The sequence below is a fragment of the Modestobacter italicus genome (genome assembly GCF_000306785.1).
In the GTDB taxonomy this organism is placed as follows: domain Bacteria; phylum Actinomycetota; class Actinomycetes; order Mycobacteriales; family Geodermatophilaceae; genus Modestobacter; species Modestobacter italicus.
Genome location: NC_017955.1, coordinates 1,045,123 through 1,057,439, shown reverse-complemented (window position 1 = coordinate 1,057,439; position 12,317 = coordinate 1,045,123). Strand labels below are relative to the sequence as shown.

At 74.1% G+C, this 12,317-nt stretch carries 12 protein-coding genes; 3 read left to right on the top strand and 9 right to left on the bottom strand.

Features of this window, described 5'->3' with window-relative positions; genetic code table 11:
• Nucleotide 1: 1 nt before the first annotated feature.
• Nucleotides 2-583 (bottom strand): hypothetical protein, encoded by a 582-nt coding sequence (locus tag MODMU_RS05070; RefSeq protein ID WP_014739109.1) that lies wholly within the window; start codon nt 581-583, stop codon nt 2-4.
• A gap of 167 nt (nt 584-750) precedes the next feature.
• Here MODMU_RS05070 and MODMU_RS05065 point away from each other — a divergent pair, with 167 nt between their 5' ends.
• The 3 genes from MODMU_RS05065 (at nt 751) to MODMU_RS05055 (ending at nt 5,693) form a co-directional block, all read left to right on the top strand.
• On the top strand, nt 751-2,145 hold the full coding sequence (locus MODMU_RS05065) for a class II fumarate hydratase (RefSeq protein ID WP_014739108.1): 1,395 nt from the start codon (nt 751-753) through the stop codon (nt 2,143-2,145).
• Nucleotides 2,146-2,287: 142 nt separating this feature from the next.
• Nucleotides 2,288-3,589: a citrate synthase gene (locus MODMU_RS05060; protein ID WP_014739107.1), complete on the top strand. Its 1,302-nt coding sequence runs from the start codon at nt 2,288-2,290 to the stop codon at nt 3,587-3,589.
• Nucleotides 3,590-3,797: 208 nt separating this feature from the next.
• Complete coding sequence (locus MODMU_RS05055) at nt 3,798-5,693, top strand: D-alanyl-D-alanine carboxypeptidase family protein (protein ID WP_085984732.1); 1,896 nt, start codon at nt 3,798-3,800, stop codon at nt 5,691-5,693.
• Between the two features lie 3 nt (nt 5,694-5,696).
• Here MODMU_RS05055 and MODMU_RS05050 read toward each other — a convergent pair whose 3' ends face one another.
• The 8 genes from MODMU_RS05050 to MODMU_RS05015 all read right to left on the bottom strand — a co-directional run bounded on the left by MODMU_RS05050 (nt 5,697) and on the right by MODMU_RS05015 (nt 12,286).
• Nucleotides 5,697-6,452, bottom strand: a complete 756-nt coding sequence (locus tag MODMU_RS05050; protein WP_014739105.1) for a hypothetical protein — start codon at nt 6,450-6,452, stop codon at nt 5,697-5,699.
• The gene (locus tag MODMU_RS05045; protein WP_014739104.1) at nt 6,449-6,796 is read right to left on the bottom strand and encodes a hypothetical protein; all 348 of its coding nucleotides are present in this window, start codon (nt 6,794-6,796) and stop codon (nt 6,449-6,451) included. The genes MODMU_RS05050 and MODMU_RS05045 overlap by 4 nt, the downstream gene beginning before the upstream one ends.
• 278 nt (nt 6,797-7,074) lie before the next feature.
• On the bottom strand, nt 7,075-8,184 hold the full coding sequence (locus MODMU_RS05040; protein ID WP_014739103.1) for a sigma-70 family RNA polymerase sigma factor: 1,110 nt from the start codon (nt 8,182-8,184) through the stop codon (nt 7,075-7,077).
• A gap of 112 nt (nt 8,185-8,296) precedes the next feature.
• On the bottom strand, nt 8,297-8,860 hold the full coding sequence (locus MODMU_RS29315) for a hypothetical protein (RefSeq protein WP_014739102.1): 564 nt from the start codon (nt 8,858-8,860) through the stop codon (nt 8,297-8,299).
• Nucleotides 8,861-8,988: 128 nt separating this feature from the next.
• Nucleotides 8,989-9,252 carry a carbon storage regulator CsrA gene (csrA, locus tag MODMU_RS05030; protein WP_014739101.1) on the bottom strand — a complete coding sequence of 88 codons (264 nt, stop codon included), beginning with the start codon at nt 9,250-9,252 and terminating at the stop codon, nt 8,989-8,991.
• Between the two features lie 148 nt (nt 9,253-9,400).
• A complete protein-coding gene (locus MODMU_RS05025) occupies nt 9,401-10,309 on the bottom strand; it encodes a flagellin N-terminal helical domain-containing protein (RefSeq protein WP_014739100.1) in 909 nt (302 codons plus the stop codon).
• Entirely contained in the window at nt 10,309-11,751 is a 1,443-nt protein-coding gene (gene flgK, locus MODMU_RS05020) for a flagellar hook-associated protein FlgK (protein WP_014739099.1), read from the bottom strand. Before flgK ends, MODMU_RS05025 begins: the two co-directional genes overlap by 1 nt.
• 49 nt (nt 11,752-11,800) lie before the next feature.
• On the bottom strand, nt 11,801-12,286 hold the full coding sequence (locus tag MODMU_RS05015) for a flagellar protein FlgN (protein ID WP_014739098.1): 486 nt from the start codon (nt 12,284-12,286) through the stop codon (nt 11,801-11,803).
• Nucleotides 12,287-12,317 lie beyond the last annotated feature (31 nt).

Sequence of the window (12,317 nt, the reverse complement as noted above, 5' to 3'; positions counted from 1 at the left end):
GTCAGTCCAGGTCGGTGCAGACGTAGACGTCGAAGGCCTTGACCCGGCCCCCGCAGGTCATCGCGTACCGCTCGTACTCCGACAGCGGCGCGGACTCCGCGTACAGGTCGTCGCAGGACTGCAGGTCCCCGCCGAAGCAGGCGTCGGCGTAGCCGTCGAGGACGGGGTCGTCCCCCAGCTCACCGGGGGCCACCGGCTCGGACTGCTCGACCTCCGGCAGCCCGCCGGGCGGGTAGGCGCTCCAGCCGAAGGCGCCGCCCCCGGTCAGCTGCCCGGCCGCGGCGGCCGCGGAGGAGTCGCCGATCGCCCGGCCGAGGTCGTCGGCGGACGAGCTGACGACGACCGCGCCGAGGACGGCGGCGAGCACCAGCCCGACGGCCACGACGGCGGAGGCGACCACGGCCGGGAGCAGCGCCCGGCCGGTCGACGGCGCCGGTACGGGCTGCCCGGGCCAGGGCGGGGCGGTCGGTGCCCAGGTGCCCTGCGCGGGGTACCCGGCCTGCCAGCCGCCGGGGGCGTGACCCGGGGAGTACGGGTCGCCCGCGGCGTACCACTGGTGCTGGCCGGGGCCGTGCTCGGACATGGGGTCCCTCCGTCTGCGGCGTTGTCGCCGCTCCACCATGACGGGACCATGGCCTCGCCGGGTCGTCGCTCACCCGGCTGGGTGAGTCGGCATCCGGGGCCTGTCTAGGGTCGCTGCAGCACCACCCACCACTTCAGCAGCCGACCGACAGGACCTGGGAGCGCAGCGTGGCCACCGAGGACGACTTCCGCATCGAGCACGACTCCATGGGTGAGGTGCGCGTCCCCTCATGGGCGAAGTGGCGCGCGCAGACCCAGCGCGCCGTGGAGAACTTCCCGATCTCCGGCACCCCGATCGAGCGCGAGCTGATCGGCGCGCTGGCCGCCATCAAGGGCGCCGCGGCCGGCGTGAACGCCTCGCTCGGCGTGCTGCCCGAGGACGTCGCTGGCGCCGTGACCGAGGCCGCCGCTGCGGTGGCCCGGGGCGAGTGGGACGAGCACTTCCCGATCGACGTCTTCCAGACCGGCTCCGGGACGTCGAGCAACATGAACACCAACGAGGTCATCGCCACCCTCGCCACCGAGGCGCTGGGCTCGCCGGTGCACCCCAACGACCACGTGAACGCCTCGCAGTCGTCCAACGACGTCTTCCCCTCGGCGATCCACGTCGCCGCCACCCAGGCCATCGTCCGCGACCTGGTCCCGGCGCTGCAGCACCTGGAGCTGTCGCTGGAGCGCAAGGCCGACGAGTTCGCGGAGGTCGTCAAGAGCGGCCGCACGCACCTGATGGACGCCACCCCGGTGACCCTCGGCCAGGAGTTCGGCGGCTACGCCGCGGCCGTCCGCTACGGCGTCGAGCGGCTGCAGGCCTCGCTGCCCCGGATCGGCGAGCTGCCTCTCGGCGGCACCGCCGTCGGCACCGGCATCAACACCCCGCCCGGCTTCGCCGCCGCGATCATCGAGCGGCTCGTCGCCGAGCTCGACCTGCCGCTGTCCGAGGCCCGCAACCACTTCGAGGCGCAGAGCTCGCGCGACGCGCTGGTCGAGGGCTCCGGCCAGCTCAAGACCATCGCCGTCGGGCTGGTGAAGATCGCCAACGACCTGCGCTGGATGGGCTCGGGCCCGCGCACCGGCCTCGGCGAGATCGCCCTGCCCGACCTGCAGCCGGGCAGCTCGATCATGCCGGGCAAGGTGAACCCGGTCATCCCCGAGGCCGTCATCCAGGTCGGCGCCCAGGTGATCGGCAACGACGCCGCGGTCACCTACGCCGGCACCACCGGCGTCTTCGAGCTGAACGTGACCCTGCCGCTGATGGCCCGCAACGTGCTCGAGTCGATCCGGCTGCTGGCCAACGTCAGCCGGCTGCTGGCCGACCGCTGCGTCGACGGCATCGTGGCGAACGTCGAGCAGTGCCGGACCTACGCCGAGTCCTCCCCCTCGATCGTCACCCCGCTGAACAAGTACATCGGCTACGAGGAGGCGGCCAAGGTCGCCAAGCAGTCGCTGGCCGAGCAGAAGACGATCCGCCAGGTCGTCGTGGAGCGCGGGTACGTGGAGCAAGGCAAGCTCACCGAGGAGCAGCTGGACGCCGCCCTCGACGTGCTGTCCATGACCCACCCCTGAGGAAGGACCCCGTCCTCCCCACCCTTCGCGAGCTCAGGGCGGGGCCCTGGACGGGGCCAAAGGGCTGCACGGCCCCTGCCCTGCCACTGAACGGCGGGGGCCGTGTCGCGACCGGCGGAGAACTGAGTAGCGTCCTGAGCTGATGAGCGAGACAGCGAGCACCTCAGACACGGCCCTGCGCTGGCCCGGCGGCGAACTGCCGCTGCGGGTCATCCCCTCCACCGAGGGGTCCGAGGGCATCGACACCAGCAAGCTGCTGGCGACGACCGGCCAGGTTGCGTTGGACATCGGGTTCGTCAACACCGCGTCCTGCACCTCGGCGATCACCTACATCGACGGGGACCAGGGGATCCTGCGCTACCGCGGGTACCCCATCGACCAGCTCGCCGGCCAGGCCAGCTTCCTCGAGGTCTCGTACCTGCTCATCCACGGCGAGCTGCCGACGGCCGACCAGCTGGCCGAGTTCGACCAGGGCATCCGGCGGCACACGCTGCTGCACGAGGACCTCAAGCAGTTCTTCAAGGGCTTCCCGAGCGACGCGCACCCGATGCCGGTGCTCTCCTCGGCGGTCAGCGCCCTGTCGACCTTCTACCAGGACTCGCTGGACCCCTTCGACCAGCGCCAGGTGGAGATCTCCACCCTCCGGCTGCTGGCCAAGCTGCCGACCATCGCGGCCTACGCCTACAAGAAGTCGGTCGGCCAGCCGTTCCTCTACCCGGACAACTCGCTGGGCCTGGTGGAGAACTTCCTGCGGATGACCTTCGGCTTCCCGGCCGAGCCCTACGAGGCCGACCCGGAGCTGGTCAAGGCGCTGGACATGCTCTTCGTCCTGCACGCCGACCACGAGCAGAACTGCTCGACCTCCACGGTGCGGCTGGTCGGGTCCTCGCACGCCAACCTCTTCGCGTCGGTCTCGGCCGGCATCAACGCGCTGTTCGGCCCGCTGCACGGCGGGGCGAACCAGTCGGTGCTGGAGATGCTGGAGGCGATCAAGCGCGACGGCGGCGACATCGGCCGCTTCGTCGCCCGGGTCAAGGACAAGGAGCCCGGCGTCAAGCTCATGGGCTTCGGGCACCGGGTCTACAAGAACTACGACCCGCGCGCGGCCCTGGTGAAGGAGACCGCCGACACGGTGCTCAACAAGCTCGGCGGCAACAACGAGCTGCTCGACCTGGCCCGCCAGCTGGAGGAGGTCGCGCTCTCCGACGACTACTTCATCCAGCGCAAGCTCTACCCGAACGTCGACTTCTACACCGGGCTCATCTACCGGGCCATGGGCTTCCCGACCAAGATGTTCACCGTGCTCTTCGCGCTCGGCCGGCTCCCCGGCTGGATCGCCCAGTGGCGCGAGATGATCGAGGACCCGGCGACGAAGATCGGCCGCCCGCGGCAGGTCTACACCGGCGAGACCGAGCGCGCCTTCGTGCCGGTCGACCAGCGCTGACCCCAGCAGCACCCCGCACGAGGCCCCGTCGTCCGCACCGGACGGCGGGGCCTCGTCGTGTCCCCGGCCGGCACCCCGATGGGGTGAGCGGCACCCCCCGAACCGGTGACGGAGCTGTGCCCACCCCCCGGGCCCGTCGATGTGATCAGGACACCGGACGCCACCAGGCGTCCGGGCCGATCCGTCGCACGGGGCAGGGAGGGACGCGGTGGCCGCACCACGCGCGCAGGCAGCTGCGCCCCGGACCCGCGTCCCGGCCCGTCCCCCGGCCGGCCGGGCACCCGCCCGACGGACGGCGACCGTGCCGCGGGCCGGCGCGCCCCGCACCGGCACGGCCGCCCGCCCGGGCACCACCGGTCGCCGTCCCGCCCCCCGCACGACCTCCGCCCCGCGGACCCGCACCCCGGGCGCCGTCCGGGCCTGGGGACGCCGGCTGGCCGTCCTCGCCGGGACGACGCTCGCGCTCACCACCGTCCTCGCCGCGCTCGCCCAGCCGCCGACCGAGGCCGGGCAGGTCCCCGGCAGCTCCGACGCCCTCGGGCAGGCGCAGGCGACGGCGGCGACCCTCGCCGACGCGACCTCCCGCTACCGGTCGGCGCTGGCCGCGGCCACCGCCTTCGACACCCAGGCGCAGCAGGCCCGCGACGCCGGTGCCGCCGCACGGGCCGCGGTCGCCACCGACCGGGCCGCCGTCGGTGCCTACGCCGCGGCCGCCTACCGGCGCAGCGCCCAGGAGCGCTGGCCGCTGGCCCAGCTGTCGCTGACCACCCCGGGCACGACCACCGACGTGCTGCACGCCACGGGCCTGGCCGAGCGGCTGTCCGACGAGCAGGCCGCGCAGGTGGCCCGCGCCGGGACCGCCGCGGTGCACGCCGCCACCTACACCGACACGGCCCGGGCCGCCGAGACCGCGGCCGCCGATGCCCGGCGCACGGCCGCGGGCGTCCTGCTCGAGGTGCGCGAGCTGGTGGCCGCCCTCGACCCCGCCGTCAGCGCCCGGTGGGCCGGACTGGGCACCAGCCCCGCGGCCACCGCGCAGCAGGGGCGCAACGCCGCAGCGCTGGCCGACTGGCAGGGCTACCTGGGCCAGCTCGCCACCGGCGGGATCACCCCGCCGCCGGCCGCCGACCTGACCGACCCCACCGACCTGCCCAGCGGGCTCGCCCCGCTGCGGGACGCCTCCGGCGCGCCGGTCGCCGGGGTCGCCTCCACCTTCGTCGCCGGCCGCACGCTGACCGTGCTGCCCGCCGAGACCGTCGCCGCGGTCAGCGCCGCGTTCTCCCAGCTGGGAAAGCCGTACCTGGCCGACCAGAGCGGCCCCGACGGGTACGGCTGCGGCGGGCTGACCTCCACCGCATGGACGGCGGCCGGCGTCGGCCTGGGGAGCGGCCTGGCCGAGCAGTGGGCGGCGGGCACCCCGGTGCCGGTCGGCCAGCTGCAGGTCGGTGACCTGGTCTTCAGCACCGACGCCCGCGACGGCCTGGACGACGTCGGCCTCTACCTCGGCGGCACCAGCGTGCTGTCCGCCTCGGCCGACCGCTGGCAGGTGGCCGTCCGCGACGTGACCGACCTGAGCACCGCCGTCCGGGTCACCGTCCCGGTGGCGACCCCGACCGATCCGCCGGTCACCGGCACGGGTGCCGCGACCTGCGGAGCGACCTCGGCGCCCGGCACGGCGGCCCAGCCGGTGCCCCCGGCGTGGGGCGGCCTCGCCAACGGGCAGATCCCCCGCGACCAGCTGTGCCCGGTCGGCAAGGGGCAGCGGCTGCGCTGCGACGCGGCCGCCGCCTACACCGCGATGTCCGCCGCCTACGCGGCGACGTTCGGCAGCCCGCTGTGCATCACCGACTCCTACCGCTCGCTGGACGCCCAGGTCGACGCCCACCACCGCAAGCCGGCGATCACCGCGGTGCCCGGCACCTCGAACCACGGCTGGGGGCTGGCGGTCGACCTGTGCGGCGGGGTCAACGTGTTCGGCACGACCCAGACGGCGTGGATGCAGGCCAACGCCGCGCACTACGGCTGGGTGCACCCGGACTGGGCACAGGCCGACGGGCGCAACCCGGAACCGTGGCACTGGGAGTACGGCCACCTGATCAGCTGAGCGTCACGCCCAGCCGAGGTCGGCGAGCTCCCGCCACGGGATCGTCACGCTGGCGTCGGCGGCCTCGGCCACCAGCCGGCGGGCGACCGGGGCGTCCGCGCAGGCGACCGGCCGGCGCGGGGTGACGACCACGTGCGGGTCGTGCAGCCGCAGACCGCGGCCGGCCATCCCGGCGAGCACCACCTCCGGGCGGACGAGCACCGCGGTGTCGACGCCGGGCTGCGCGGAGGTCCACAACCCGACCGGGCCGGCCATCCGCAGCTCCCCCGCGACCCCGGCCGCGCGGCCCAGGGCCGAGGACCGGGTCTGGTGCACGGCCGGCAGGGTCGCGGTGCGGGAGGGGCGCCAGGGCACCAGGACCCCGTCGCGGACCAGGACCACCCGCCAGCCCAGCGTCGTCTGCCGGGCGTCGGTCCAGTCGAGCACGGCGATCCCTCCGGCGGCGGCGAGGCGGTCGGGCACCGGCCGTCGGGCGAGCCAGGCCGCGAGCGCGGCGGTCACGCCCTCGGGAGTGGCGGCCACCCGGGCGCGGGTCATCTCGGCCGCGAGCTCGCCGAGCAGCACCCGGGTGGTCCGGCCGGCCTCGTCGAGCACCAGCATCGGCCCGCGGACGCCGTCGAGCACCTGCAGCTCCAGCAGCGGGTCGAGCCCCGCGGCGGTGAGCCGGGAGACGGCGGCCCGGACGTCGGGGACCCGCACCTCCGAGCGGTCCAGCCGGCGGAACAGCCCGGCCGGTGCACCGAACAGCGCTCCGGTCACGCGCTGCGTCCGCCGGTCAGAGCCTCCCGGGCGACGTCCGCCAGGTCCGGGAGCGACAGCACGCTCGCCAGCTCGACGGCCGACAGCCGGACCGGGACGACGTCCTCGCCCCAGCCGGTGGCCCGGCGGACCCGGGCGGTCGGCGCCGGCCAGACGACCTCGCGGGCCGCGGCGACGTGCAGCTCGGTGAGCACCTCGGCGAGGTGGACGGCGGCGACCGGGTGCACCGGGCCGCCGGCCAGCGCGTCGGTGACGACCCGCTCCACCTCACGGCGGTCGACGGCGCTGAGCCAGTGCGGCACCAGGACGGCCTGGGCCGGGTCCTGCAGGGGCGGGAGGCTCATGCCCGTCCCGCCCGGCGGAGGGTGGCCGGCACGGCGGGGCGGCGCGGCGGAGCGGGGGGCGCAGCCACCGGGCGGCTCCCCGCGGGGCGGCGCGGGCTCTCCGGTGCGGTCACGAGCTGTACATCGGCAGGTGGACGACCCGGTGGACCCCTGTGCAGCAGCTTTTCCCCGCCGCGCCGGTCCCCGGGCAGCACGACGGCCCGCCGTCGTCCCCACCGGAGCGGGGACGACGACGGGCCGTCATGAGGTGCTCGCGGCCCCTTCCAGGGGCCGCCGGATCATCCGGCCAGCTCGGCGAGCCGCTCCTTGAGGGCGCGCTCGGCGCGGTCGGCGTGCACGTTCATGTTCCGCACCGAGGTGTTCAGGTCCGCCGACAGCTGGGTCTTGGTCTGCCCGCCCCAGGTGGTCAGGTACCACGTGGCCCAGCCCAGCACGTTCGGCTGGGCGGCGCGCTGGTCCCGGCGCGCGGTCGGGTCGGGGGCGCAGGCGGCGGTCAGGGCGTGCGAGAGCAGGGTCTGCTCCGCCTCCCCCATGATCTCGTCGGGCACCTCGGCGCTGTCCGGGACGACGAACTCGACCGCGTCCGCCCCGCCGTCCAGGGACTGCAGGTTGCGCAGCCCGTTGAGCGTGGCGACGGTCTGGGAGTTGCGGCGCAGCGTGGCGACGCTCTGCCCCATGTAGGCGGCGAGCTCCTTCTCGCTGGGCCGGCGCTGGTGCTCGGCGGTGAAGGACGCGATCGCCTTCTGCTGCTTGTTCTCGGTGTCGGCCGCGGTCCGGCCGTAGGCGTTGCGGCCCAGGTCGTGCACCCACTTGGACAGCTGGGTGGCCAGGTAGGCCCCGAAGGGGACCGACTTGGTCTCGTCGTAGGTCGACACGGCCTTGAGCACCCACTCGGCCACCTGCTGGTCGATGTCGTCGTTGTCCGGCAGGTGCAGCCGGATCGTCGACATGTTGCGCTGCAGGCGCTTGAGGCTGACCCGGCAGTAGTGCCGGCACAGGTCGGACAGGAACGCGGCGGGCAGGTCGCGCGGCGCCCGGCGGCGGACGCCGGTCTCCGGCCGGAGCCCGACCGTGCCGTAGCCCCCGGCGGCGCACCAGCTGCGGACCAGCGCGGCCAGCGGCTCGGCGGACCCGGGCTCGCCGTCGACGCGGTACAGCCCGTCGCCCTCGTCGTAGGTGACCGTGACGCCGGCCGGCAGCGCCGCGCGGAACTCGGCCAGCGGCAGCTCGCGGTCGGTGCGGAAGTGCACCCGGTCGCGGGGGGTGATGGGCGCGAGCGCCCAGCCCTCGGCCTCGGGGAGGCCCCCGAACACCAGCGGCTCGCGGTGACGGCGCTCCTCGGTGGCGGTGGTGTCGGCGGGCAGTGCGACGGCGATGTTCTCGGACACCGGTCCTCCTGGGGGAAGTGCAGGCGGGCATGGTGGGTACGGGCACGGACGCCGCGGGGCAGTGCCCCCGGGGCGGCCGGGTGGAGCGCGCCGGCGACGGGCCGGCGGAGCGTCAGACGAGGACGGGGGCGCCGCGCCGGGCGGCGGTGGCGCCGGCCAGGTCGACGGGCGTGCGCGGCGACGGGATCCGCGGCGCGGCGGCGCGGGGGCGCGCGGTGTCGGCGGCCTCGAGGACACCGGCGGCGGCGGCGCGCTCGGTCTCGCTGGGCTCGCCCACGTAGACCGGCATGTAGTCGTAGAGGTCGGTGAACAGACCGTCGACGAACGCGTAGGCGGCCTGCGCCTGGTCGGAGAACTTCGCGATCAGCTCGCGGGGGCCGAGCTCGACCCCGACGGTGACCCGGACGACGCGGTCGTCGCCGCTCAGCCCGGTGAGGGCGAAGGGGACGGTGTCGTGCCGCAGCGCCAGCGCGGACAGCGCGGCGAGGCAGCGGCGGGTGGACGACCGGCGGGGGCGCAGCTGGACGTGCACCACCACCGTCTCCGGGAAGACCGACGCGGGGCACACCGGCTCGAGCGCGTCGGTGCCGACGGCGTCGAGGAACCCGTCGGCGGTCGTGTCGACCCGGAGGTCCACACCGTCGGCCGGACCGGTTGCGAGTGCGCTGAGTTCCATCGTGGTCTCCCCCTGTAACGGTGGCGCTGTGGGGAGAGACTTGCGCAGGATCGATCCGGCCGACGGCGAGACTCGCCGTCCTGTTACTAGTGAGACAAACGAGTCGAGCGGTTATTGAGCCGTATTAGTCACGGTGTTGTCACATCTTGCTGGGGGACCCGGGCCGACCCTGGTGCAAATGCTGCCAAGGCGGCCACCGCATCGGCCGCGACCTCGGCCGCGAGGCTGTTGGCCTCGGTGATCTGCCGGTAGACCTCCTCGCGGTGGATGGTCACCTCGCGGGGGGCCTTGAAGCCGAGCCGCACCGTCCCGCCGCGCACCTCGACGACGTAGACCTCGATGTCCTCGCCGATCCGGATGCTCTCGCCGACGCTGCGGGTGAGTGTGAGCATGGGAACCCCTCCATGGGTCTGTGTGTCGCCATCCGTGGCACCCGCCGGCCGGCGGGGTCAGGGGGAGCGCTCCGTCGCGGGACGGAGCAGCTGCCCCCTGTCGTTCTCGGCAGGTGTCATGCCCACCGGGAGGTCCGGCGACCCCTGATCAGCGCAGGAAGTCCAGCAGGGTGGGCTGCAGCACCTGCGCGGTGACCTGGAGCGCCGCCTGGTAGCTGACCTGCTGCGCCTGCATGTTCATGATGGTCTTCGGCAGGTCGACGTCCTCGGTGGCGCCCAGCTGCGCGCTCAGCGTCAGCGCGCGGGACTGGTTCGTCGACGCGGCCTTCTCCATCCGCTGCGCCCGGGTGCCGACGTCGGCCGTCGCCTTGGTCATCCGGCTGATCGCGTCGTCGAGGGCCGCGAGGTCGCTGGTCAGCCCGGCCTGGTCCCGGCCGGCGGCGTGGGTGGCGATGTCCTGCACGACGGCGAACAGGTCGCGGCCGGCGGCCGGGTCACCGAAGGCCTCGGCGCCGGTGATGTCGGCCCGGATCGTCTCGGTGTCCGACACGCGCCGGTTCACCGGGACGATCGGGATCCCCCCGGTGCCGCCGACGCCGACGTAGGCGCCGGTGCCGTCGTAGGCCGTGGTCCCCGACGTCGCACCGCCGAACAGCGGCCGGCCCGCGATGACCTGGTTGGCCTGCCCGAGCATGCTCTCCCGCAGCCCGGTCACCTGGGCGGAGACGGCCTGCGCGGACTCCGGCGAGGCCACCCCGCCGTTGAGCGCCTGGACGGTGAGGTCCCGGACCTTGCGGGTCTGGGCGAGCATGTCCTGCAGCGCGGTGTCGGTGGCGTCGAGCAACCCCGTGCCGTCGGTGATGTTGCGGGCCTGCTGCTCGTTGTCGGCGATGCTGCGCCGGGTGAGCATCGAGGTGTTGGTGCCCGTCGGGGAGTCCGAGGGCCGGCTGATCGTCGTCCCCGAGGTCAGCTGCTGCTGCAGCTTGTCCAGGGCGGCGAGGTTGCTGTTCAGCCCGAGCAGGCTGTTCTGGGTGATGGCGCGCTGGGTGATCCTCATCAGGAGACGCCCATCCGGTTGATCAGGACGTCGAGCGTCTCGTCGAGCGCGGTGATCATGCGCGCGGCCGCCGAGTAGGCGTGCTGGAACTGCAGCATGTTGGTCATCTCCTCGTCGATGCTCACCCCGGAGACCGACATCCGGGCCGAGTCGACCTGGGTGCTGATGACGGTCTGCGCGGTGAGGTTGCCCGTCGCGACCGACGCCTGGACCCCCAGCCCGACGATCATCTTGCGGTAGACGCCGTCCGCGCTGCCCGCGGCCGAGCCCAGCTGGGCGATCCGGTCGGCGTTGAGGCTGTCGCCGGAGGCGATGCCCCCCGCGGCGGCCTTGGACAGCGAGGCGGCGGCCAGCTTGTCCGGGTCGCTGATCCGCAGCCGGATGTTCGCCGCGGTGACCGTGCTCGGGAGCACCGCGTCGGTGCCGGTGCCGGTGCCGTCGTCCAGCACCGGGCCCCCGGCGGTGCCGGTGAGGTCGAAGCCGGCCTGGTGCGCGGTGTTGAGCTGGGTGACCAGCTGCTGGGCGACGCCGTCGATCATCGCCCGGTACTGCGGGATGGTCGTGGTCATCGCGGTCAGCTCGCCCTCGGCGGTGCCGCCGGGCTTGACCGTCGTCCCGCCCGGCGCGGTCACCAGCCGGGGCGGGTCGGTCGCGCCGGCGGCCGGGTCGGTGCCGCCGGCCAGGGCCAGGGAGATCGTCGTGCTGCCCGACACCAGGGTGACCCCACCGAGGTTGACCGTCACGGTCCCGTCGGCCTCGCTGGTGGAGGTCGCGCCGGTCTGCTCCGCGATCTTCAGCACCAGCGCGTCGCGCTTGTCGGAGAGCTCGTTGGTGGGCAGCCCGGCCTGGCCGGCCTGCTTGATCGACTGGTTGAGGGTGGCGATCGAGGCCGCCGAGGCGTTCACGTCGTCGACGAGCACGCCCAGGTCGTCCAGGTTCTGCGACCACTGGGCGTCCAGCGTCGAGCTGATGGTGTGCAGGTTCGCCACGACCGTCTGGGTGGTCTGCAGCACGGCCGTCCGCGCGCCGCCGCCGTTGGCCACGGTGGTGTTGTTGGTGACGTCGCCCCAGGCGGACCACATCTTCGACAGCTGGGCCTGCAGGCCGTCGTCGCCGGGCTCGTGGAAGGCGTCTTCGATCTGGCGGAGGGTGGACTGCCGGACCGTCAGCGACGCGGTGGTGGCGTGCTCGGTCTGGGCACGGCTCTCCATGAAGGCGTCCCGGATCCGGATGACCGTGTCCCCGTCGACGCCCTGGCCGATGCCGGAGCTGGTCGAGAAGACCGCCGGCACGGTGGAGGCGGAGATGGACTTCAGGTCGACGCGCTGCCGCGAGTAGCCGTCGGTGTTGACGTTCGCGATGTTCTGACCGGTCACGTCCATCGCGCGCTGCGAGGCGAACAGCGCCGAGGACGCCGCGGTCAGCCCTGAGAAGGTGCTCACTGCCCTGCCCCTGTCGTGTATTCGGAGGTGCTGCGGGTCCGGCGGCGGCTCACAGCGCGCCGTCCAGGGTCACCGAGCGGTAGGCGTTGCCGGCCGCGCGGCCGCTGTTGGTGTAGGTGCCGGCCGACGGCGTCCGGGCGCTGGTCAGCGCGTCGCTGATGGCCGCGAGGCCGCCCTCGAGCATCTCCCGGTTGGCGTCGGAGAGCCCGCGCAGCTCGGTCACCAGGACCAGCAGGCTCTCGTGGTGCTTGGCGTAGAGGTCCGACCACGGGGCCGGCGCCGAGTCGGCGAGCTGGCGCAGCGAGGGGTTGGCGTCCATCCCGAGCCGGCCGGCGATCTGCTCGGTCGCCGCGGCCCGCTCGACCTCCAGCGTACGCAGCTGCTCGAGCACCACCTCGATCTCGTGGGCGATGCGCGCCAGCCAGCGGGTCTTGCCCGACAGGATCAGGTACTGCTTCTCCTCGGCCTTGAACAGCAGCAGGTCGAGCAGTTCCTGCTCCCGCCACAGCAGGGTCGACAGGTGCTGGTGGTCCATACCCGGCCCCTCCCTCGTCGTCTGCACTCGC